General features: G+C 38.0%; 24 protein-coding genes and 1 pseudogene. 13 read left to right on the top strand and 12 right to left on the bottom strand.

Features of this window, described 5'->3' with window-relative positions; all coding sequences use genetic code 11:
• Positions 1-76: 76 nt before the first annotated feature.
• Together GNP81_RS07445 and blaALI are read right to left on the bottom strand one after the other, a co-directional pair.
• The gene (locus tag GNP81_RS07445; RefSeq protein ID WP_155657124.1) at positions 77-550 is read right to left on the bottom strand and encodes a DUF2127 domain-containing protein; all 474 of its coding nucleotides are present in this window, start codon (positions 548-550) and stop codon (positions 77-79) included.
• Positions 551-743: 193 nt separating this feature from the next.
• Positions 744-1,481 carry an ALI family subclass B1 metallo-beta-lactamase gene (gene blaALI, locus GNP81_RS07450; protein ID WP_155658775.1) on the bottom strand — a complete coding sequence of 246 codons (738 nt, stop codon included), beginning with the start codon at positions 1,479-1,481 and terminating at the stop codon, positions 744-746.
• Positions 1,482-1,675: 194 nt separating this feature from the next.
• Here blaALI and GNP81_RS07455 point away from each other — a divergent pair, with 194 nt between their 5' ends.
• From GNP81_RS07455 to GNP81_RS07485, 7 genes are all read left to right on the top strand, one after another.
• Positions 1,676-2,335: a hypothetical protein gene (locus tag GNP81_RS07455; RefSeq protein WP_155657123.1), complete on the top strand. Its 660-nt coding sequence runs from the start codon at positions 1,676-1,678 to the stop codon at positions 2,333-2,335.
• Positions 2,308-2,712, top strand: a complete 405-nt coding sequence (locus tag GNP81_RS07460; RefSeq protein ID WP_011261709.1) for a DUF2000 domain-containing protein — start codon at positions 2,308-2,310, stop codon at positions 2,710-2,712. Before GNP81_RS07455 ends, GNP81_RS07460 begins: the two co-directional genes overlap by 28 nt.
• Positions 2,713-2,717: 5 nt before the next feature.
• The gene (locus GNP81_RS07465) at positions 2,718-3,467 is read left to right on the top strand and encodes a formylglycine-generating enzyme family protein (RefSeq protein WP_063643761.1); all 750 of its coding nucleotides are present in this window, start codon (positions 2,718-2,720) and stop codon (positions 3,465-3,467) included.
• Between the two features lie 13 nt (positions 3,468-3,480).
• Complete coding sequence (locus tag GNP81_RS07470; protein WP_012533375.1) at positions 3,481-4,122, top strand: molybdopterin-dependent oxidoreductase; 642 nt, start codon at positions 3,481-3,483, stop codon at positions 4,120-4,122.
• A 9-nt stretch (positions 4,123-4,131) separates the two neighbouring features.
• The gene (locus GNP81_RS07475) at positions 4,132-4,734 is read left to right on the top strand and encodes a LysE family translocator (protein WP_011261706.1); all 603 of its coding nucleotides are present in this window, start codon (positions 4,132-4,134) and stop codon (positions 4,732-4,734) included.
• A gap of 11 nt (positions 4,735-4,745) precedes the next feature.
• A complete protein-coding gene (locus GNP81_RS07480) occupies positions 4,746-5,558 on the top strand; it encodes an AraC family transcriptional regulator (protein ID WP_063647359.1) in 813 nt (270 codons plus the stop codon).
• A gap of 89 nt (positions 5,559-5,647) precedes the next feature.
• Positions 5,648-6,601 (top strand): DUF2860 domain-containing protein, encoded by a 954-nt coding sequence (locus GNP81_RS07485; protein WP_155658776.1) that lies wholly within the window; start codon positions 5,648-5,650, stop codon positions 6,599-6,601.
• 78 nt (positions 6,602-6,679) lie between these two features.
• On the opposite strand, the gene GNP81_RS07490 is transcribed toward GNP81_RS07485, so the two are convergent.
• Both GNP81_RS07490 and GNP81_RS07495 read right to left on the bottom strand, forming a co-directional pair.
• A complete protein-coding gene (locus tag GNP81_RS07490; protein ID WP_155658777.1) occupies positions 6,680-7,051 on the bottom strand; it encodes a hypothetical protein in 372 nt (123 codons plus the stop codon).
• An 18-nt stretch (positions 7,052-7,069) separates the two neighbouring features.
• Positions 7,070-7,375: a monooxygenase gene (locus tag GNP81_RS07495; RefSeq protein ID WP_155652956.1), complete on the bottom strand. Its 306-nt coding sequence runs from the start codon at positions 7,373-7,375 to the stop codon at positions 7,070-7,072.
• 133 nt (positions 7,376-7,508) lie between these two features.
• On the opposite strand from GNP81_RS07495, the gene GNP81_RS07500 reads away from it, so the two are divergent.
• Entirely contained in the window at positions 7,509-8,396 is an 888-nt protein-coding gene (locus tag GNP81_RS07500) for a LysR family transcriptional regulator (RefSeq protein ID WP_155658778.1), read from the top strand.
• Positions 8,397-8,409: 13 nt separating this feature from the next.
• On the opposite strand, the gene GNP81_RS07505 is transcribed toward GNP81_RS07500, so the two are convergent.
• Positions 8,410-9,336, bottom strand: a complete 927-nt coding sequence (locus GNP81_RS07505; RefSeq protein ID WP_155658779.1) for a LysR family transcriptional regulator — start codon at positions 9,334-9,336, stop codon at positions 8,410-8,412.
• Between the two features lie 164 nt (positions 9,337-9,500).
• Between GNP81_RS07505 and GNP81_RS07510 the strand changes: the two genes are divergently transcribed.
• From GNP81_RS07510 to GNP81_RS07520, 3 genes are all read left to right on the top strand, one after another.
• Positions 9,501-11,099 (top strand): DUF1254 domain-containing protein, encoded by a 1,599-nt coding sequence (locus GNP81_RS07510; protein WP_155658780.1) that lies wholly within the window; start codon positions 9,501-9,503, stop codon positions 11,097-11,099.
• Positions 11,100-11,147: 48 nt separating this feature from the next.
• Positions 11,148-12,602: a DUF1214 domain-containing protein gene (locus GNP81_RS07515; protein WP_236798235.1), complete on the top strand. Its 1,455-nt coding sequence runs from the start codon at positions 11,148-11,150 to the stop codon at positions 12,600-12,602.
• Positions 12,603-12,749: 147 nt separating this feature from the next.
• The gene (locus GNP81_RS07520) at positions 12,750-12,947 is read left to right on the top strand and encodes a hypothetical protein (RefSeq protein ID WP_011261700.1); all 198 of its coding nucleotides are present in this window, start codon (positions 12,750-12,752) and stop codon (positions 12,945-12,947) included.
• 30 nt (positions 12,948-12,977) lie between these two features.
• On the opposite strand, the gene GNP81_RS07525 is transcribed toward GNP81_RS07520, so the two are convergent.
• Together GNP81_RS07525 and GNP81_RS07530 are read right to left on the bottom strand one after the other, a co-directional pair.
• Positions 12,978-13,844, bottom strand: coding sequence for a pirin family protein (locus tag GNP81_RS07525; protein ID WP_063668925.1), 867 nt, complete (start codon positions 13,842-13,844; stop codon positions 12,978-12,980).
• Positions 13,845-13,853: 9 nt separating this feature from the next.
• The gene (locus tag GNP81_RS07530) at positions 13,854-14,246 is read right to left on the bottom strand and encodes a DoxX family protein (protein WP_011261698.1); all 393 of its coding nucleotides are present in this window, start codon (positions 14,244-14,246) and stop codon (positions 13,854-13,856) included.
• Between the two features lie 152 nt (positions 14,247-14,398).
• Here GNP81_RS07530 and GNP81_RS07535 point away from each other — a divergent pair, with 152 nt between their 5' ends.
• The gene (locus GNP81_RS07535; RefSeq protein ID WP_012533793.1) at positions 14,399-15,301 is read left to right on the top strand and encodes a LysR family transcriptional regulator; all 903 of its coding nucleotides are present in this window, start codon (positions 14,399-14,401) and stop codon (positions 15,299-15,301) included.
• A gap of 10 nt (positions 15,302-15,311) precedes the next feature.
• On the opposite strand, the gene GNP81_RS07540 is transcribed toward GNP81_RS07535, so the two are convergent.
• The 3 genes from GNP81_RS07540 to GNP81_RS07550 form a co-directional block, all read right to left on the bottom strand.
• Positions 15,312-17,189: an aspartate:alanine exchanger family transporter gene (locus GNP81_RS07540; protein ID WP_012534226.1), complete on the bottom strand. Its 1,878-nt coding sequence runs from the start codon at positions 17,187-17,189 to the stop codon at positions 15,312-15,314.
• 90 nt (positions 17,190-17,279) lie between these two features.
• A complete protein-coding gene (gad, locus tag GNP81_RS07545) occupies positions 17,280-18,674 on the bottom strand; it encodes a glutamate decarboxylase (protein WP_155658782.1) in 1,395 nt (464 codons plus the stop codon).
• 275 nt (positions 18,675-18,949) lie between these two features.
• Positions 18,950-19,840, bottom strand: a complete 891-nt coding sequence (locus GNP81_RS07550) for a LysR family transcriptional regulator (RefSeq protein ID WP_047863452.1) — start codon at positions 19,838-19,840, stop codon at positions 18,950-18,952.
• 135 nt (positions 19,841-19,975) lie between these two features.
• Between GNP81_RS07550 and GNP81_RS07555 the strand changes: the two genes are divergently transcribed.
• On the top strand, positions 19,976-21,232 hold the full coding sequence (locus tag GNP81_RS07555) for an adenylosuccinate synthetase (RefSeq protein ID WP_005418817.1): 1,257 nt from the start codon (positions 19,976-19,978) through the stop codon (positions 21,230-21,232).
• 90 nt (positions 21,233-21,322) lie between these two features.
• Here GNP81_RS07555 and dcuC read toward each other — a convergent pair.
• Positions 21,323-22,682: pseudogene (gene dcuC / locus GNP81_RS07560) on the bottom strand (C4-dicarboxylate transporter DcuC).
• 2 nt (positions 22,683-22,684) lie between these two features.
• Complete coding sequence (pepT, locus tag GNP81_RS07565; RefSeq protein WP_063647349.1) at positions 22,685-23,914, bottom strand: peptidase T; 1,230 nt, start codon at positions 23,912-23,914, stop codon at positions 22,685-22,687.
• Positions 23,915-24,045 lie beyond the last annotated feature (131 nt).

Genomic DNA, 24,045 nt, shown 5'->3' on the forward strand with positions numbered 1-24,045 from the left:
GGAACAATACTTATCCGAACATATAAATGCTCGGATAGTAAAATATCAGCACAAATGGACAACAATGAACTAAAGATTATAGTGAGTGTTCCCTTTGCATTTTTCTTTCGTTATACAGCGCATATGCCATATAAGCTACAATAAATACGTTAATAAAAAAGACACCAATACCTAATACGTTTGTATGAAAAATCATTTCATAAACTTCAAAAGGCAAATAAATTGCACCGCTCACCAAAGCAAACCATTCAGTCCATACAAGACCTTGCCATAGACCATAAGCTTCAACTAACCGAATGGCAGAATAAACTAATGCGCCAATAGCTAATAACCCCATTCGTGCATCAGTTAATCCGCTAGCAGCATGAATAAAAATACTAGGAAGGTGCCCTGCCGGATTCAAATGCAAACGACTAACGATATTTTCAGCAAGTTGACGCATATTATGACCAGCAAGAACATGCAAACCAAACCCAACCAAAAGAGATGCTATACCTTTACAAGCCTCTAATACCGCAACGGCTCGCAACCCTTTTTTTACTACTTTCATGTTTTTCTCTTTTATAACGATGAACACTGCTTATAGACAACAGTGCTTAACAAGAGTCGAAGTATCTGCCTTTATCTTCAGCTTTAAAAGTTATTTTAATATAAAAAAAGCCCTGCTTGAGCTTTATCAAACAGAGCTTTATATTTTCAATAAAACTAGCATGTTACAAAAAGGTAATGTGAATAGACAGATTTTACAAGCTTTCAGCAATATTGACGGTATGAGAAATTACGCTAGTCCCTTTCCCGATATCTCCGTGCCCAGGAATAACCAATTTAGTTTCAGGGTATTTTATTAACACATTTTTGGCTGATTGAGCCCATTGAGCGAGGTCTGCATCACCTGTCCAGCCAATGGTATTCACCTCATTAGCTCGCATTAGGCATCCACCTAATAACACTTTTTCTTTAGGAAACCATATAACAGAGTTATCTTTTGAATGTCCTGGTCCCGGATAAAAAACCTCAATTTTATTATCCAATAAAACAGATTCCTGAGCGTCTAACTCATGATTTGCCGCTTTTTTATTATCATTAACAAGCAGTGTATTAGTTAATTTTGTAGCATAAGTATCAAATCCATGTTCTTGCAAATATTCTAAACCACCAGTTTGGTCTTCATGAAAATGTGTAAATACTGTTTTTTTAAGCGTTAAATCTCTGTTCTCAATCCATGTCATCAATTGAGGCATATTTTCAGCATTCCATGGAGTATCAATAAGATACGCATCTTTACCATCTATATAAATCAATGAGTTTGCATCAATAACAATTGGGTTATCCGGACTTTTTAAATTTTTAAATTCTCGAAATGATTTCACCAAAAAAATATTGGTTGTAACTTCTTCAAATTGAAGAGGCTTAATCACTGGTGCAGACAAGGTATTAAAACTAACAAAAGCAGCGACTATACCTGTAATAAACTTAAACATGAGTGACTTTCCCTTTTCCTCATTAGTATGAAATTAAACAATACACGTATTATCTATACCAAGTGTTAATGCAATGTAAGAACAATCATTTTCTCCACTATGTGTTAATAATTAAATTCAAAAAGCAATTTTGTACAATATCACTCTATCTCATTGAATTAATCTAATAAAAATTACAAATGGATTAGTAAAGAATGATGGATCAAAATTATTTTTGGCTTAGAGATAATAACGATATCAGCACGGTTGCTACGCTTGGCCCCAAAAGCTCAAGCAGTGAAGCCGCCGCAAACTATTTTTCGACTCTTATCAATCGCCCATTAAAAATACTGCTTTTCGATACGTTTGAAGAGGCATCAGACTATGTGGAGTTATCCGATAGCGCAGCCTTATTAGTTGCAAATGCATATCAAAAAACTGACTTTTTCTATATGAACCCAAAGACATTACTTTCTGGTTCCTTCTTTTTTTCTCCCCCTGCTTATCATCTTTGCTGTAAAGACATAAATGCACTACAGCAAAAAGTGAACAATAACGAAATCATCAATATAGATACACATCATGCTCCACTTTCTCGTTTAGATGACTTGATAAAAACAGCCAATCAAAGCGTTATCGATTTATCAAACGCTCGCTTTAACATCCGTCTTTCAACGTCAACTAGTCAAGCTGCCATTCATGTTGCTGAAGGACATTCTGATTGCTGTCTTGTTAACTCGGATTCAATCGCACTATACCAATTAAAGAAAATTTCAGCGCCCCTAACAATAAATATGACATGGGCACTTTTTATAAAAAACCAACAACGTCAAAAGGAAGAGGCTAAATGGATAACCACAAATGCGTACTCGTAATAGATAAAGCTCTGCCACAAGGGTTAATTGCGAATACTGCGGCCGTTCTAACATTATCGCTAGGTAAATTGCATCCCGAACTGATTGGTGCTGATAACGTCAATAAAAATGGGGAGATCCATACCGGAATCACATCGATTCCGATCCCTATATTGGCGAGCTCTTCTCATAAAATAAAAGAAATAAGAGCATCTTTAAAAGAAGAAGCCACATTAGTTGATTTTTCTAATGTGGCTCAAACAACCAAAAACTACCAAGACTATTCAGACAAACTTGCAGCAACGAGACCTGAAGATATTGAATACCTTGGTATCGCAATTTATGGCACCAAAAAAATCATCAATAAACACACTGGAAACTTGGGGTTAATAAGATGAGTATAATGAATAATATGGTACTAATTTCAGGTCAACCTTACCAAAGAGGGTCGATTTTAAGTTCTGATGAGCAACCAATAAAAACCATCTCACTCTCTCCATTCTTTATGGATATACACCCAGTATTAAATAAAGATTACCGTGTTTTTATTGAGCAAGGTGGTTATTCAGACCCTAGATATTGGTCAACAACTGGATTCAAATTCATCCAAGAGCACAATATTACTGAACCTTTATATTGGAATGATCCCAATTGGAATGGGGATAAAAAACCAGTCACAGGGATCAGTTGGCATGAAGCTCAAGCTTTTGCTTGTTTTGTTGGTAAAGAACTTCCAACTGAATCGCAGTGGGAATACGCGGCAAAAGGAAATGATAACCGTATGTATCCTTGGGGAAATACAGAGCCAGATTTAAATATCGCGAATTTCGCTCCCGATTGTGAACCAGTTGAATTTAATCGAAGCTCAACAGACTGGGATGCTCATCCACAAAATCGATCTCCTTTTGGTTGTATAGATATGGGGGGAAACCTTGCAGAGTGGTGTTTAGATAATTATTTACCAAATTATGCATGGGATGATAACCATGTTGATCCACTTTGTATTTTAGACATCTCTTTTGATCATGTGGTGAGAGGCGGTTCAGGCTTACACGATGAAAATTATATGCGCAGCACCAGCAGAGATAATTATCCCCCAACGGTAAGAGATAATATTGTTGGTTTTCGTTGTGTAAAAAACATTACAGAGTAGGTTGTGAGGTTGTATGGAACAGTTTGAAAAGACCCCTTTTATTGAGAAAAAACCGTCCTCTCTAAGATATTATCAAGAAGGGCCACAAGAAACGCATGAAAATGCACCCAAGGTATTAAAAGTCTTTTTATCTAATGAAAGTAAACCGTTAGAAATCACATTAGATGAACTTAAAAATATAGCGCCAATCACTGAGAATCGCCGTGTTGTGTGCGTATGTAATTGGAGTATTCGTCGTACGTGGACTGGTGTACTACTGGCTGATGTAATGGAATATCTCGACATCGATCCGAACAAATACACTGGCCATTTTTTAAAGCAATTAAGCTTTGGTACAGATAAAGGACAATACGATTCGACACTGTCTTATTCACAAGCCATAACAAATCGAGCGATGTTGGTTTGGGATGTAGATGGAGAGCCATTAAGCCTTGAAGAAGGATACCCTCTTAGGCTAATCGACTTTTCACTTTACCGCTACAAAGGGGTTAAATGCCTTTCTGAATTACACTTCACCACCGAATTTAACTCGGGCTTTTGGGAAACAAAAGCAGGATATTGTAAAGAAGGGAAAATCAAAGCAAAACGCTACAAAATTGTTGATTTACAAGAGCACCGTTTCATTGATGGAACCGGTGAGGTCACTGAATTTTAAGGACAAATGATGACTTTATTTCTTGCTATGGCGATGTTCGCCTTGGTTACTTCACTCTCCCCTGGGCCTGTAAATATTCTAGCAACCATTACTGGGGCAAATCACGGTTATGTAAGGACTATTCCACATATTTTTGGTGCTACTATTGGATTTGTGTCTATTCTTATTATTTTAGGTTTAGGATTGATACAAGCCTTTGATGGTTCACATACTGCAACACAAGTACTTAATTATCTTGGCAGTGCTTTCTTACTTTATTTGGCTTATAAGGTTGCAACAAGCAGTAAAACTGAACAGGATGAAACAAAGAAAAACGACGCTCCTACTATGTTCCAAGGCCTTTTGTGTCAATGGCTTAACCCTAAAGCTTGGATTGTTTCACTTTCAGGGGTAACCGTATTTTCTAGCAACGGTGTGATTCCACTCGAAGATCTCGGGGCATTTAGTGTGATATTTTTTATCGTATGTTACTGCTGTATATCAACTTGGGCCTTATTAGGCCTTACCATTGGAAAGTATCTCGAACATCCTATCCACTATAAGTTATTTAATCGTATTATGGGAGGGTTGCTCGCACTAACAGTAGTGTATGTATTCTTTATATCAAAATAATAATGGACGTTATGTTGGCTAATTCAAATCCTCACTTTTTAAGATCATCAATTCTTCCGTTTGAATTACGTTATTCAAGTAATTCAAGCGCCTGCTATAAAAAACATACACATCAAGAATTTTCAATTGGTGTCGTGGATAGTGGGATTAGTGAGTATTTCAATCAAAATAAAAAACAAACGATATCCCCTGGTTCTACGGTAATAGTTAACCCCGAAGAAGTTCACTCCTGTAATCCACAGAAAGGAACCAATTGGAGTTATAAAATGCTCTACGTAGAACCAGAGTGGATTGCAAAGTTACAATCTCAAATATTAAATGATAACAATAATACATTCAGACCCTTTCAAATAACCCATACTGATTGCCCTTTCATTTATAGAGGTTTTCAATCTCTGTCTCATACTCTTATAGAAGATGAATCAAAAATAAAAGTAGAACAAACAGCAATCAACTTTTTTTCTGAATTGATTTTAAAAGATACAAACAACCCTTCTCTTGATGTCATTTCTAAAAAGGCGATCGATTGTGCATATCAATATATTTCAGATAACTTCGATAAGAATATTTCTATTTCTGAGATTGCTGAAGTATCTGGATTAAGTGAATTCTACCTTATCCACTCATTCAGAAAACAATACGGAATTACACCTCATGCTTACCAAATTGTTATGCGAATAAATAAAGCTAAATCATTATTAAAAAATGGGGAAAACATTGCATCTATTGCGACAGATCTTGGTTTTACCGATCAAAGCCACTTCCATCGCAATTTTAAAAGTGTTGTTGCTGCTACTCCAAAGCAATATAAACAAAGTTTATAATTTTTACTTCGACTTCTTTGTTGATATATTTCTGCGTTACTGTTTCAATATAGTTAATTAAATAATAATAACACTAGGATTGACTATTCATGAATTTACGTAAGTTATCGCTTATGTTATGTGTAACAGCATCTCCAGCAATGGCTCAACTTGCAGATCAAGAAGGTGTCAGTGGTGAAATAGCAATTACCGCGGGCTTTGCTTCATCGACATCTAACTTCAATACTGAAGGAAGTGACATAATTTCATCTAACACTCAAGCACCAACCTCTGAAGATAGTTTTCTTGCGTTCCCACTAGGAAGCATCACTTACACCTTTGGTGATGCACTAAATCAGCAAGTATATACAGGTACAAGCCGTCAGGATGTGGCAACAGGTATTGTTGTGCTAGAGGTAGGTTATAGATATCAATTTGAATCCAGAATGGTCATGGATTTCGCTATTCTTCCTACTATCATGTCAAGTGAGACGTGGGAAAATCCATATTTAGTCAATCAATCTCGAACAAAAACAGATGAATCAGGCAATGCATTTCGTTTTCAATTGAAAAATATTGCAGGTTCAAACTTTAGCCTTGATAGTGCCTTTGCAACAAAGGAAGTTGATACCGACACGGTTATCGATGAACTCAAACGCGACGCTAATACGATTTATTTAAAAGGACAATATAGACAACCACTAAGCAGAACAATGCTTGTGATGCCATCGATTATTTATCAATCCTCTTCTGCCGATGGCAAAGCAAATTCATACGACCAATACGGTGTAGAACTCAGCGTATTTAAATTAATGCAAAGACATCAAATTGTATTAACTGCCGGTTATGCTCAACGTCAATATGAATCGACAAATCCGATTTATGATAAAACACGTGAGAATAATAAACTCAGTTTATTTGCTGCTTATGAATACAAAAACATAATGGATTGGAAAGATTGGTCGCTCGTAGCTTTTGCAGGATATGGCACAGAACAATCAAATATCACTTTCTACGATAACTCTGAATACATTATTTCTACTGGCTTAAATTATAAGTTTTAAATCGACTTAAGTTGATAACACAAAAACCCTACTTTATGTGACTACTTCAGATTTCAATCATAAGTAGGGTTTCTCTGTTTATGCTTTTTTAAATTGCACGTAGGTCAGAATAGACAAAAGGATAAAAAAGGCAGGATCACTCCAACCAAAACCAACGAAGATCCCAATCACACCAGCATAGGTCGTAATAACCGCACCTAAGATATTTCCTATCAATAATGCTAAAAATAATTTTTTCGCTACAGGATTTGAGCCAATATCTCGCATTAAAAAACTAACCGCAGCAATAGCCCCCAGAAAAATGCTCGTATGTTGTGATAAAAACACCGCATATTGGTCATTTAGCTCAACGCCATACAAAGGCCACATTAACCTTGGTATAAAAAATAGAGCAAAAGCAAAACAGGTATAAATAACACCGTGAATAGTTAAAAATGTTTTATTCTTCATTATTCAATACTCAAAAGTTTAAGCAATCGGTGCGTTGTTAATGGCAGATAACTCAGCATTCACATCAAAAATATGACCTCGAATATTTTTAATACCCATTTCAGTTAAACGAGCAGAATGCATGATTAAATACGCTTGTGCTGTTGCTTCATCTTCAAAGAGATAGATCCCACCACCCAGTTGTGATTGCTCACTGGTTGTCCAAATTTTCCAAATAATACCCGGCTCTTTGTTAATTGACTCAGCTAAACCTGTCATCATTGCAGCCATTTCATCACCAAATGGGCCAGCAAAATCAAAATCAACTTGCAGTAATTTACTCATCTTTATTCTCCAATGAATCATCAAATGTCGAGGAACGAATCCGTTACCTCCTTTGCGTTGAGTGCTATAATACCTAGATAAATTACACATAAAAGTTCATAAAACTGCACATAACTGTGGGTATTTTAGACAGATGAGATTAAAAACAACGTTAGACCAATGGTTAACTTTATTTGAAATAGATAATGCAGGTAGTATTCAAGCAGCAGCCAATACATTAAATAAAAGTCATACCACGCTGATCTATTCGATAAAAAAATTAGAAGATCAACTCGGTTTATCACTACTAAAAGTGGAAGGGCGTCGAGCCGTTTTAACTAATGATGGGAAATCCCTGTTACGCAGGGCGCAATCAATGATAGAGCAGGCAAGAGCACTTGAAGAAATCAGTACCCAACTGTCACAAGGTGTAGAAGCTGAAATTACTATTGCTATCGATCACTTATGCGACCGTTCATGGTTATATCGTGCCATGACCACGTTTATGAAAGAGAATACCTCCACTTCCGTTCAGGTTGTAGAAACCTCGCTGTCTAAAACAAGTAATATGGTCACCTCTGAAAGCGCTGATATTTCCATTATTACGTTGCCTATTACCAATCACCCGTGTGAAGCCTTTGGAATCACACGCATGTTACCCGTCGTATCCATCCACCACCCACTTGCAAACCTACCCGCCCCTAGCTTGGCTGATCTCACCACCAATTGCCAAATCGTAATCCGAGATCTCGGTGCGAGCAACAAGCAAGATGTGGGATGGTTAAAGTCAAATCAACGCATTACAGTCGATAATTTTGACCATGCATGGCAAGCAACCAAACAAGGCTTAGGTTACTGCCGATTACCGCAACATGTGATTGAACAGCATAATGATAAAGAGATGGTAGTTTTACATATTGAAAACGCATCAAGTTACCAAGTACCTTTGCATTTAACTTTACCTAAAGGCGCAAAAACAGGGCCCGCAGCAAGAGCTCTATATGATTTATTGATTCAATCAATGAAGAATAGAGTTGAGTAATTAATGACTCTTTTTAATCAATCTTAATCTCAGCGGCTGCCTCTTGAGTACACTCCTTTAACCATTTAATTAAAGGAGTTCTCCGATTTTTACTCGCTACAACAAGCCCTATTTCTCCACCCGGTTGAATAACATCATCTGGCAATAGTAGTTTCTGAAAGTCACTACCTAAGGTATTTGCTAATGATTCTGAGCATGGAAAAAGCATATCCGTTCGTTGTATTGAATTTAAGATGACATCAAGGTAGCTGCTTCTCAGCCTCATGCGACATTCTTTATTTAATGATTTTAAAGAATTAACCACATAAGCTTTATGCTCATTCCAATTTGGGATAACAAGTGTCGCAATATCTAATTGAGCTGCATTTTCAAAGCTTTCTTCACCCGTAATTAGAGGGTGTTCTTTACGTCCAATCAATACAAAACGATCGGTGGTCAGTACCGACTGAGAAAGCTGTTTTGAAATTTCTAATGGAAAATAATTTAAACCTAACTGTATTTGATCATGCAAAATATTTTCAGGCGTTGCCCTGTCCCAATTAGAAAATACCACTTCAACATTTGGTGCTTTTTCTAGAATAATGCCACACAAATTAGAAGCAATGGACGGAGCAATAAAACCATTCATAGCGATATTTATTCTTCCCTCTAACTGTGAACTATCAAATTTATCTGATGGTTCTAAAGCAGAAAAAAGTAAAGTCATTGCAGGCGCAATATTATCTCCAATCTCTAATGCCTTAGGGGTTGGCGTTAAGCCATAATGACTGCGTATAAACAATTCATCTTCAAAGAAGTCTCTTAATCGAGCAAGTGCCCTACTGACACCAGGCTGGCTTAAAAACAAACGTTCAGATGCCTTTCGGGTATTACGAACTTCTAATAAAACCGTAAACACTTTGAGTAAATTAAGATCCAGCTGATGAATTTTATGCTTCATTTTGTCCTACTTACTTATCCAAATTAGTACCATAAACGAATCACGCCACCAATAATGACTAAATGATATATCTCATATCCATTCAATTCATTATCTAGGTTATCAAAAATAAACAACAATGTAATTCAGTTGAGCAAATACCTTTGCCTTATATTGGAGTACACATGAAAAGAACCTTACTTGCTATATCAATTTTCGCTATCACGTGTAATGCATCTGCGAGCAGTTCACCTGATGCCGTATCTTCTATGTCAGATAGATATTCAACATTGGCTAACTTAGAAATGAACGGTGGATTTCCGACAGAAACCAGTCAAAAAATCCTTCAAAATGAAAGCTATTTTCAACGTGCATCCATGCTATATCAATGGGCTCTGCCTATTGTAAATATGAAAGCGATGCAAGAAGGTCACGCAGAACTAATGAATGGTACCGCCTATAATAAAATAGCCATTTACCAAGATCGTTTAAAACCCAATTCATTAATAACCACACCAAACTCAGATGTTATCTATGCAATGGGCTGGCTAGATATGAAAGAAACCGGTCCTTTAATTATAGAACATCCCGCAGGTTTACAATCATTAATGGATGATATGTACCACCACCCACTACGAGGTCCATTAGATAAAAACCAACCGGGTGGACAATATTTAGGTGATATTGGTAATGCTGGTCCTGACAAAGGTAAAGCGGCGAAATTTCTTATTTTACCGCCAAATAAAAAGCGTGAAGATTACGCCCAGCTAGCAGATAAATACTTTATTTATGAATCAAATACTTCTGAAGTATTCTTATTCCTTCGCTCTTTCTTTAAAGACATGAATAACCTTGAGCCTGCAGTTAATCGAGTAAAAGAAATCAAAGTATATCCACTAAATGGCAGTGCTGAGTCAATGGAATTCTTTAATGTCTCTGATGTTCCTTCTAAATCGATTTGGGATAACGATTATCGATTCTATGAAACATTAAACAGAGCCGTTCAAAATATGGAGTTGGCTACGTTTGATCCATATATGAATGGTGTCATGGCCGCAATTGGGATAAGCAAAGGAGCTGAATTTACACCAACAGAAAAGCAAAAAGAGATGCTAACAAAGGCCGCTCAAACTGGTTGGAAAATTAGCAAAGAGATTGCCCTTAACTTTGATGAGAAATCAAGTAAAACCACTGGTGATACATGGTTTTGGAAAGAAGCACCATCGTGGGTTGCTCACGCATTAACTGACAAAGGGAATCAATATCATGCGCTATCAGACCCTTATTATCACAATATAAAAACCGGCTACACCAATGTCGATGCTATCACTCATATGTACACCAACCATTATTCTATGTCTTCAGGAATGATTAACGCCAAAATAGGAGCAGGAGCTAAATACGCTGGTGCATATAAAGATAAAGACCTCAATCCGTTAGTTGGCTCTTGTAATTACTCTTTACACATTCCTGCAGATGTACCTGCTAGCTTATTCTGGTCGGTCACCGCTTATGATGCAGCAACGGCTGCGGGTGTTAATGTTGAAAATCATCAATGGCCTTCACTTGGCGATCGTGATAATCCAATTAAAAACAGTGATGACTCTGTCACATTATTCTTTGGTCCAACCGCGCCAGAGAATGTGCAATTAGCCAAAAATAACTGGTTGCAATTTGATAATGACAGCTGGTTCTCCTTGATCCGTTTTTATGGTCCTCAACAAAGTTTATTTGATGGTTCTTGGGTCCCTGGTGAATTTGAAAAAATTAACTGCGTGAAATAACCAACAGTTCAATAGGATAAACACATGAAAAAAACACTCATCGCTTTAATGCTAGGCACAATAAGTTTCACTACATTCGCTAATGATTACCTTCCATCTGGAGGTTATGAAACTCTAGAAACACGCAGTGGCCAACTCACCTTTGAAAATGGCTTTGAGCATGGCGTACCAACTAACAAAACATCACAGAAATTATTTGATGAATTGGATTATCAACGTGCAGTACAAGGATATATTTGGGCAACACCGATCGTAAGTTTCTATAAATGGAAAAACGATCACTACCAAACTTGGGGAACAGAAAATGGCCAACTCGTTTACCAAGCAGGCTACGAGTCCAAACTAGGAGGCTTAACTTATAACACTTCAACACCTTATTTAATTGGTTATATGAACTTAAATAATGGACCAATTGTAATTAATCTTCCAGATACCCAATTACGTGGTGCGGTTCATAACATGTGGCAAATTGGTAAAGAACAAATGACTAAACCTGGAAAGTATGTCATTTACAAAGCAGAAAATTCAGTACCAAGAGTAAAAGGTGCAACATTAATTGCAATGGATACTAATGACTTCTTTTTTGGTGTGCGTTTAATGAATAAAGATGCCAAAGTTCGTTCAACCATGATGAATTCCATTCAAAAAGGCATTACGGATATAAATGGTAACCCATTAACAAACAAAGGAATTTATCATGTAAAACGTGGGATTGACCATAAACAACCACGAGGTATGGAATTCTGGGAAGTCGTTAACCAAGCTATTCAAGCGAATCCAGTGCAAGAGCGTGATCGTATGATGATGGATATGCTACGCCCTTTAGGCATTGAAAAAGGAAAACCATTTACACCAACCCCAAAACAGCAATCTTTATTAAAAGAGGCAGCTATTGTTGGTGAAGCTATGACAAAAAATATCGATTTTAATAAAACCGGTCGTCTTGATCATGCAGAATATGGTCCAAAAGGTAATCCTTGGGAAATAGCAACCGCATCTACACCTAACCAAGACCGAAATAATGGTATGGATTTAGATGGACGAGCAGCATGGTTTTATGAAGCCGTAACCAATGACATTGCCATGCACGGTATGGACAATGGTGGTTGGGGACAAGTATATCTAGATAATTACTATTCTGGAGAAAAAGATCACGGCTTAGATGGCGGTAAACACTACACATTAACCATCAAAAACCCAAATACGTACGCTGATTTATTCTGGACAATAACCGTTTATAATGTTGAAAATAGAGCAATAATTGAAAACGATTTAGGTCGCGCAGATGTGGGCTCCAATATCAAAGGTTCGGTCTATAATAAAGACGGTTCAATCACCTTACACTTCTCTCCAAAGAAACCTAAAGGTGTTGCTGAGGCAAATTGGGTTCAAACTAACGAAAAGGAAGGTTGGTTTGTTTACTTTAGAGCGTACTCACCGAAAAAAGCTTTTGTTGATGAAGAACCAAAAACCTTGCTTCCAAACTTTGAAGAAGTGAAATAAAAAATAATATTTAAATAACAGCCTTCTGGTTACTAAAACTAGAAGGCTTTTTTATCAACAAAATGCGCCGTTATTCATTTAGATTGCTATAAAACGTTCATCTATACATTTCTTATGTTATGGTTCTTCTCAACAATAAGGATCCTTATGAACGATTATGAGCTTTTCATAAAAATCAATGACGCTATTCTACTTGAATTTGATGTGTTTAAGCCTTGGGAAAAAACCATGCTATTAAGTACTCAAAACCAAATGATGGATAAATACCCTCTCTCTGAAGAACAAATACAACTATTAAATAAAGTTCTTAATAAGAAAAGACCTAAAAAACGAAGAAAAAAATAAAGCCATATTAAATAACATGGCTTTTCAACCTTAGTGGAATCGACCTTGGTTAAAGTCATCAAATGCTTGTAATACTTCTGCACGAGTATTCATTACAAACGGACCACCTCGAGCAATCGGTTCATTTAATGGTTTACCAGCAACAAGTAAAAATCGGGCTGAAGAGTCATCAGCAACAAAGGAAACGTTCTGCCCCTTACTAAATACTGCGAGTGATCGCATATCAACAGTTTGAACTTGATTATCATCACTCTTAATACCCACATTACCTTCAATAACATAGATAAAAGCATTGTGCTCAAACGGTAAGCTTTGTTCTAACATTTGTCCTCTAGGTATATTGATATCCATATACGTAGGATAAACATGAACATTATTCACTGGTCCTTTTGTACCTAGATTTGTTGAACCTGCGATAACTCGAATCTCAATACCATTTTCTCGCTTTTCTAAAGGTGTCGTTTCTGGTGGATACTCTTGATAAGCAGGCTCAATCATTTTTGATGCTTTTGGTAAATTAACCCACAATTGAAATCCTTTCAGTAATCCCTCTTCCTGCTCAGGCATTTCGGAATGCAATACACCTTTTCCTGCGGTCATCCATTGCACGCCACCGGATTCAACAACACCTTCATGCCCAGCACTGTCTTTATGGCGCATTTTGCCATTTAGTAGATAACTGACAGTTTCAAATCCTCGGTGCGGGTGCGTTGGAAAACCACCTATATAATCTGAAGCATCATCACTTTCAAAACAATCCAGCAATAAAAAAGGATCAAGCACGTCTAGCTTTTGTGTACCAATAATACGAGTGAGTTTTACACCATCACCATCTGATGTTTCGACTCCAGAAATGGTTTGTACAACTGTTCTGTTTTTTTGCATTACTTCGGACATATAAACCTCCTATGACTCGTTTTTATTACGATTATCTATCGCATACGAGCCCGCACCTTGTGCAAATATCACTAAAAAACCACCTGCTAAGGCGATATTTTTCATAAAGCTTGTCATTTCAGATTGATCGGAAAAATCGGCATGAAAAAGTAACGCAGATAATGCACTAAAACCTGCCAATGCAAACGCTGCATATCTCGTTTTCCAACCTAACATCACGGCTAAACCGCCAACAACTTCGGTTAAAATAACTAATGGTAATAACGCTCCAGGTACGCCCATCGCTTCCATATAACCTTGCGTCCCTTCATATTGTGTAATTTTACTTAAACCCGATGTAACAAATATTAGAGATAAAAAGAAACGCCCTGTTGGTGCTGCCAGTTGTTGTAATTTATTCATGATTTTTCCTTTTCATACATTAAATTAGACATATATCTTTCATGTCTCATCACTTGGTATAAAGAATAGCCATTGAAGGAATCTTGATAAACAGCAATACTGAGGAAACACTGTTCTCATTTAGAGAACAATAAACAAATAAAGGAATGGATATGGGGCAATTAGAAAGCATGCGAATTTTTATTACTGTTGTTGAAACTGGCAGTATTACCAGAGCAGCAGAGCGACTTAATCTTGCCAAATCAGCCATCAGTAAACGCCTTAGTGAGTTAGAGCAACAACTCGGAGTGAAGCTACTTAATCGAACAACCCGAACATCAAGTTTGACTGAAGCTGGTCAAGTTTATTTGAATAAATGTAAATTAATTTTGGATGAAGTGGACGATCTACATTGTCATATATCATCGACTAGTAGCAAATTAAATGGTGTATTAAAGCTAGCGGTTCCATTAACCTTTGGACTCAAGCACCTTGTCCCTGCTCTCGACAATTTTGCAAAGTTACATCCAGAGCTAAAATTAGATATCGATTTTTCGGATAAAAAAATAGATTTAGTTGAAGATGGTGTTGATTTGGCGATTCGAATTGGCTCTCTGAATAATTCAACTTTACGAGCGAAACCACTCGCCCCTATCCATCATGTATTATGTGTAAGTCCAGATTACCTAACGGAACATGGACATATCACAACACCTAATGATCTAAAATCTCATAAATTATTAAGGTATAGCCAACAACCACTGTCCGGTGTTGAGTTAATAGATAACAATAACAAAACAATGACAGTTCCGATGGAAAGCTTTTGTATCGCAAATAATGGGGATTTTCTAAAAACAATGGCGGTATCTGGACATGGCGTATTATTCACACCTAAATTTATTGTCTGGGAAGAGCTAGCAAATGGCTCCCTAATACCAATCATGACCGATTATCGCTTCAACTCTATTAAGGCTTATGCCGTTTACCCAGAGACCCGCTACCTACCTCGAAAAGTTCGAATGTTAATCGACTTTTTAAGTGAATATTTCGGTAACGAGCCCTACTGGGATAAGTAATTAAACGAAATTAATACAGCACCATCGCCAGATAACCTAATACAAGAACAATCATTGATGTTAATGCATAAGGAACAGGGTAGCCTACTGCAGGCATATCGCTTTGGCATTCATCTTGAGCGCCTTTCATTGCAGGTGTGCTATTACGTCCACCAGCACAAGCACCAGCCAGAATTGCAGGGTTCATTTTTCTGACGTATAAACCATAAATCCACGCCAATAATGGAGGAAGTAAAGCAGCAACCAACCCTAACACTGCAATTTTAATCACAACAATGCCTTGGAAAGACGCTAATATTTTAGGGCCCACAGTTGCTGCTAATACCGCAACAAATAGACTCAAACCGATATCTTGTAAGAAGCTACGAGCCCCTTCACTCATAGGTCCACCAAAAGCAGGATTACGAGTACGTAAAAACGAGAATATTATCCCTGTCAACATACAACCAGCAGATGTGCCTAAAGCAAATGGGATCCCCCCTAACGTAACGCTAAAGTGACCACAAACGTAACCAATCAATAAAGAAAGTGCCAAGTAAAAAGTCTCCGTTAGCGTGCTCTCTACAATTGGATTACTGTTCAGTTTCTTACCGGCTTGCTTAACGCACCAATCAGACCCTGCCACACGTATAACATCGCCTACTTCGACAATGGTTTGAGGTAAAATAGGAAGTTGATGCCCTTGTCTAAACAAGGCTTTCATATAAATACCAAAGCCAACTTCTTTACTGATATCTTCTATCGTTTTACCTGTATATTCCGATTTACCTAGGTGAATATCCGCAACTTCAATATCAACATTACGTGCTCTTGGTTCATCTACCTCAATACCTACAGAGGATTCTCCTCCTTCAATCAAGACATGGTAATCACCGCGAATACCAATAATATCGCCAAGTTGAAGTATTGGATTATCTGATGCTTCATAAACATCCTCACCGCGCACAACTTTAAGAATCGCAGCATGAGGATAGCGATGAAATAATGATTCAACATCTTGACCAACCAACTCTTGGTGATCAACACGATAGGCACGAATATCCAAAGGAAGCACACCTAAATTCGAGAAACCATTGGTACTTGGTAACGCCTCTGTGTCCCCACCAGCACCAAATTCAGCCTCGGCATCTTTACCTGCTTTTACTGGATCAATTCCAAACATAGCAGGCAGATACTTAATAAGTAAGATGATGAATACACTTGATAAAATGTAACTGATAGCATAGCCCGCAGCGATATTGGCACTGATCTGATCAAGTGTCATACCTGCAGGAGCTTTAACGGCTCCTGAATTAATCGCAGATTGAGCAACGCCCATAACAGCAGTTACTGTGTAACTTCCTGAAATTATCCCAGCCGCATAACCCGGTGCTAAATCCAATAATTTAGAACCAAAGAACACAATAAGAAAGTTACTAAAAACAACAATTAACCCAATAACTACAAAGTCTAAACCGCCTCGAGCTAAACCAGAGAAAAATTGCGGCCCAACTTTCATACCAATTGCATACATAAACATCATCAAGAATATGTCCGAGACTAATCCCGGTGCATTAATATGTAATCCATAAATAGAAAAAGCAGGTAAAGCAATAGCCACACCAACCACTAAGGTGCCTGCTGTTGAGCCTAAATTAACCCCTTTTATTGTTACTTTGCCTAATGGATAACCAATGGCGATGCTTAAGAAAAGAAACACAAACGGATTTTGTGCAATATAAGAAAAGAGAAAACCAAAGACACTAGATGCATCTTGAGTTGCTTGATTTTCTAATGATTCAGCCAAAGCCAAATGACTGAAGAAAGTAACACATAGTAAAGTAAATAACTGAACCCAACCTTTGGAGCGAACCCAAGTAAATGGACGACCTATTTGACCGATATTCATAATTATTTCCTATATTTTTAGGAAGGAGAGATCCTCTACAGAACAATAGAGGATCTAAAAAGCAAAATGTCTATATCACGACGAAAGGGATTAGCCGTGGTTAAATCCTGATGATTCCAACTCATCACTACCATGAGAAATAGGATGCTTAGCAAAAAACTCAACGCAATGTTTTAAGTCCGCAACCAATAAATCCGCTTGATCTCGACTGAATCCATGACGTACTAAAATACGCATGATGACTAAATCTTCACGTTTTGGTGGCATTGCATAAGCCGCAATTTGCCAACCACGAGAACGAATTCGATCCGATAGGTCAAACAAATTAAAACCAGGATCAACGCCTTCCTTCAATGACCAACTCATTGCTGGAATACCACCTTTACCATCATAGATAATTTCAAACATACCCAGTTTTTCAATTTCAGATGATAAATAAACAGCAGTGTCATAACACGCTTGGTGGATCTTACGATACCCTTCTTTTCCTAAACGTAGGAAATTGTAGTATTGCGCTACAATTTGGCCACCTGGGCGAGAGAAGTTCAATGCAAAGGTCGGCATATTGCCACCTAAATAGTTCACATTAAAAATCAAATCTTCATGCAAGGCTAATGCGTCACGCCAAATTACCCAACCCACACCTAGTGGGCTTAGGCCAAATTTATGACCTGATGCATTAATCGATTTAACTCGAGGAAGACGGAAGTCCCACTCTAAATCAGGATCACAGAACGGAGCTAAGAAACCACCACTCGCCGCATCAATGTGCATTGGAATATCTAAACCCGTCTCTTCTTGTAACTTATCTAGCGCTTCATGTACCGCTTTCACAGGCTCATATTGACAAGTAAAAGTCACCCCCAGTGTTGGAACAACACCAATGGTATTTTCATCACAACGTTTAATCACTTCTTCAGGCGTCATGATCAAGCGATCGCCTTCCATTGGGATCTCACGTAATTCAATATCCCAATAACGTGCAAATTTATGCCAACATACTTGAACGGGACCACAGATCATATTTGGCTTATCTGTTGGTTTGCCAAGTTTTTTCATTTTTTCTCGCCAAGCCCATTTTAATGCCATACCACCTAGCATAGCGGCTTCACTTGAACCTGTAGTTGAACAACCTAGTGTGTTTTCTGCGTCAGGAGAGTTCCATAAATCCGCTAGCATATGCACACAGCGAGATTCTAATTCAGCAGTTTGAGGGTATTCATCTTTATCGATCATATTTTTATCGATACATTCATCCATTAATTTATGGACTTCATCTTCAACCCAAGTTTGGCAAAACGTTGCTAAGTTCTGTCGAGAATTACCATCCATCATGAGCTCATCATGAATGACTTGGTAGGCATGACGTGGGTCATGTTCTTGTTCAGGCATTTTATATTTTGGCATGGATAACGAAAGGTCAGCTGATGAATAAATATCATCAAGAAGATCATCTCTGACTGCGTTTTTGGAATGAAGAGGCATACGTTTTAGCTCCATTGAATTGAACATACAATAAGAATACAAACTGTCGAATTAACTAAATTCGGCCTTAATTAATGAGCAATTTACAATACTGTCAATTAGTTACTCATTAATATTTAGTTACATTTCTAGACCCTTTAATGAGCATTGTCAACGTTCTTTCGCAGCCTTTTTTAGAGCATAACTGTCTTTAAAATGATAATCAGTATCATAAATGCCACACCATTTCTGACAAACCAGACAGTTTAAATTCAATGTAAAACGATAAATAATGTCTACTTTTGAGAGCGAATAATCTCGTCATCCACCCACTTTAATAATTGTTTAATTGCCTTAGATAAAATCTGATTTTGACGAACTATATAACCTAAACTTGTTGTCGGAAATTCAGGTAATGGCGTTACTTTTGTTTTAAGATCTCTCTTTGGATGAATAGAAAACTCAGGCACAATCGCTACCCCAAACCCAGCTTCAGCCCAATCTATTTGGGCATCGACACTACCCACTTCCATGATTCGATATTTGGGTAATTTCAATGAAGGTAACGCCAAGTCTAACAAGTCTCTTGTTCTGGTGTCGTGCCCTAGCAAAATCAAAGTCGGTTCTTCATCCACAACAATTGTAGGATCCAAATACGCTTGTTGCCACTCTTCAAGGTGATTACCTAATGCACACCATTTTATTTGCTGCAATTCGGTAAAATGCAGAGGTTGGCTCTCTTTCTGTGCAATAACAAAGCCCAAATCAGCCTCTGCACTTTTTACTAACTCAGATGCCTGTGAAGAGGTGGTATTAAGCAATGAGAAATCAATTCCTGGAAATTCTTGCTTAAATAATTGAAATGGCCCTATCAATAATAAACGCGAGATAATATCGCTTGCTGCAATGGTTAACGTTCCTCGACTCAAATCATTAATCGCATTCAAATCCGCTTGGCATACTTGCAGCTCCATTAACGTATTTTGGCTCGTCATTAATAAGCGATTGCCCGCTTCCGTTAAATGAAAAGGATTTCTCTCTATCAATTTCACGCGTGTTGCAGCTTCTAACTGTTTGATATGCAAACTAACATTGGGCTGTGTCATATGTAATGCTGCTGCTGTTTTACCAAAATGCTTTAACTCTGCCAATGTCACGAAGGTTTTCAGCCAGTGAAGATCTAACATGCTCATACTCTCTTTTTGAATATATTTCACTCAATATGATATATGAATTTCTTATCAAGTCGATAATTATAATTAATTTCTCATATTGCAAATCTGATATTAGGATAGTGTCTTAATCATTAAGGAGTTTGTGTTATGCCGTCTATTGTTGTTGTTGGTGCTAATTGGGGCGATGAAGGTAAAGGCCGCATCGTTGATTTTCTTGCTGCTGAAGCGGCTGCAAGTATTCGTTTTCAAGGTGGTAATAACGCCGGTCATACTGTTGTAAATGACTTTGGTACCTTTAAGCTACACCAACTTCCAAGCGGTATTTTTAACCCAAACTGTACAGCGGTTCTTGGCCCTGGCATGGTTATTAGCCCTGCAGCATTAAGTGAAGAAATTGCTGAAGTAAAAGCCGCTGGCATCGAAGTTAAAATGCACATTTCTGATCGTGCAACACTTTGCCTTCCAATCCATGCACTTGAAGATACATTAGAAGAATTACGTTTAGGTGATGGTGCTTACGGTTCAACTCGTCAAGGTATTGCTCCTGCATACGGCGACCGTGTTATGAAAAAAGGCATTCTTGTTGGTTGGCTAAAACAACCTGATGTACTTCTTGAGCGTATTAAATTCATGCTTGATTGGAAAATGCCACAGCTGAAAGCGCTTTATCCTACTTGTGACTTCAGCCAAACCGCTGAAGAAATGACAGAATGGTTATTAGAAGTGACTGCTCCTTGGCGTGAATTTATTTGTAATGTTACTGAACCACTAAAAGTAATGCAGAAAAACGACGCAAACTTATTGTTTGAAGCACAACTAGGTGCAGGCCGTGATTTAGTTTACGGTGAATACCCATGGACTACGTCTTCAAATGTTACGGCGGCTTATGCTGGTATCGGCAGTGGCTTACCTGCGTTACGTCCTGAACGTGTTATTGCTGTGGCGAAATCGTTCAGTTCTTCGGTTGGTACAGGCACCTTAGTTACAGCAATGGAAGAACAAGATAACTTCCGTGAAGCAGCTAACGAGTATGGTGCAGTAACAGGTCGTCCACGTGATATGGGTTACTTTGATGCGGTAGCAACACGCAACGGTGTTGAACTGCAAGCAGCAACGGAAATCGCATTAACAAAAATCGACTGTTTAAGTGGTATGGCAGATCTTAGAATCTGTACTTCTTATGCTGGTGAGCACACTGAGAACCCTATTTGGCCTCAAACATCAGCATTAAGTCCTGTGTACGAAAAAATGGAAGCATGGGAAGAAGACATTACAGGTTGTCGTACTTTTGAAAGCTTGCCAAAAGCGGCTCAAGCTTATGTATTACGTATTGAAGAGTTAATGGGAGTGCCAGTAAGCATGGTATCTGTTGGTCCTGAGCGTGAGCAAATGATCATCCGTTAATCTAATAAACTAATAAAGCCACACATACCTATTTTGGGAATTTTAGGTCGTGTGGCTTTTTATTATGATAGTACTTATTTGATTAACTATTTAGCTATAAAAAGCGTAAACAATAACAAAATGAAACACAAAGCCGACTAAAACAGGAACTGATGTTCGCTTTGCAACTTCAAATGGACTTAACTTGGCACCCGTTGCTGAAGCAATAACAACAGCAGAAACAGGTGACATTGCTCGACCTATTGCTGAGGCTTGTTGCATTGGCATTAGCATTGCCGCTGCGTTAGCCCCCATACTGGAAGCTATAGTAGGAATTAATTCAACAAACGCCAAGAATGGCGCATTCCCCGACCCCATGATTACCGCAGCCATTAACGTCACTACAGCAAAAACAAACGTCATCGCTACACTTGGTAAACCCACTGATTTAGCCATCATGATTAGGTTGGTAATCGCTCCTGTTACTTGAATTCCATAAGCAAAAACACCAGCAGCAACTAATAATACAACCACACTGCTAAATGCACTCCCCATTCCTTTTGAGAACACATTGAAACCATCAAAAACCGTTTTTAAACTTCTTTTCGTTATGCATTCACACAACATAGCAACAAACATTGAAACAAATACAATCGTCGTCACATCCATATTGATCGTTGAAATGACGAGTTTAGAAAACACAACAGCCATAATAATAGGAAGCAAAGGTAAAATGACATAATAACTAGGTGCTAACACTTCCTCTTTTTGTGTCTGTTCAATTGATGCTTGTTCGAATTGTTCAGGATGCTTTTTATCAACCTGTGTCTGCCAAATAACATGCATAATACCGATAACCACCATTGTTGCTACCGATGTTGGAGCTTGATAATGAGAAACATAACTCATCAAGTCCATACCTAAAGCTTCACTTGCACGTATTGCATCAACCCCTGTTGGCGTAAAACTTACCGCTAATGAACTAGCAATAACCGCCGCGGCGCTACCACGAGAAATACCCAATCCCAACATCACAGGATAAAGTGTTCCCATCAATAACACACCAAGACCGGTAGCTGAAGGAATTGCCAGTTGTAAGATACTTGCCATACAGTAAGCAAAGAACAACATAATGTTTTTATTTTGAATACGGCTTAGTGGCTAAACGAACGACAACATCGTTAGCTCCAATATGACTCATATAATCAGCAAAACCGACCAAAGCCATAATCATTAACCCCAGCGCTCCCGCTCGATATCCCATTAAAAATTGTATGTATTTAAACGGCTCAAATCCTGAAAAATTAGTCGATGTAACCGAAGCTGGCAACATTGGGCCCCAGCCAAAAAGCCCAGTTGCGAAAATCAATATCGTCCCTGACATTAATAAAGTAGGTTCAGCTTTATACCCCTTTAAAATCATCCTTGCCGCAATAACAACAACGATAAGAACAAGTAATAACGAAGCCATGACTACACCTCTTCATGTTTCGTTAAGTTAATAATGATTGTTTTCACGACATTACTTGCAGCAATTAAAGATGAGACAGGAAGGTATTCAAATATTGAGTGGAAGTTATGTGCGCCGGTAAAAATGTTAGGGCATGGCAAACCTTTTTCAGACAAAACCGCACCATCATAGCCACCGCGCATCGGTATAACTTTAGGTTCAATGCCATTTTCCTTATATGCTTCCAATGCAAGATCAACTGGCAGCATGGAGCCTTTTAAGAAGTTATGAACGTTACTGTAACGATCACTTAATTCAAGAGTTGCACGGTTATTGTTTTCTTCATTGAACATTCGAACTTGTTCAGCAATAAAGGCTTTACGATACACATATCCTGATTCAGTGAAATCTCTGATATCCATATTAAGCACTGTTTTGGCAGAATTTCCCGCCAACTTCTTCATCCAGTAATAGCCTTCTCTTCCTTCTGTATGCTCAGGAGTTTCTTTCTCAGGAAAACGGGACATAAATGAATTAGCCAGTAACAAAGAGTTAATCAAATTACCTTTAGAGTTCATAGGGTGTGCAGACTGCCCCGTAAACGTAACGACCGCATTACCTGCATTCCAGTTCTCACATACAAACTCACCAATGCCACAGCAATCCAAAGTGTATGCAAAATCAGCACCAAAACCGTCAACATCAAAAGCATTCGCCCCTAAAAGACCTTGCTCTTCATCAGGAACAAAACCAACCTTAACCGTTCCATGTTCAACATCTGGGTTGTCTTTAAAAAACTGTAACGCATTTAAGATAGCGGCAATGGCTGCTTTATCATCTGCGCCTAATAATGATTGACCGTCACTTACAATGATGTCTTGACCAATATAATTAGTTAGTTCTGGATATTCAGCTAAAGATAAAACAGGTCCTGTTGCGAGAGGAATATCGCCACCTTTATAATGAACCACTACGGCATGGGTGTCTTCTGTACGTTCAGAGCTGGTATCAAGGTGCCCAAAGAAAGCAACGGTTGGTAATTTTTTTTCGGTATTAGATGGCAGAGTTGCCGTAAGAATAGCGGTATCACGAAGAAGAATATCTGTACAACCTAGCGCTTCTAATTCCTTTTTAACCAAACAAGCCAATTCATATTGCCCTTCACTTGAAGGCATAATGCCTGCGGCCCCATTAGCTTGGTTTGTTGTCGTATTAATCTTTGTGTAACCTAAGAAACGTTCTACTACATTCATTGCTTTAATCCAAAACGATTGATAAAACAACGATATTACAAACTCTCCATCTTATTTAAGTGACTACTCTCTCAATAACCACAATATAAAAATGGTTATTTATATTGCAAAAATAAAAAACACCTTCCAAA

This window comes from Aliivibrio fischeri (assembly GCF_009727955.1).
Lineage (GTDB): Bacteria > Pseudomonadota > Gammaproteobacteria > Enterobacterales > Vibrionaceae > Aliivibrio > Aliivibrio fischeri_A.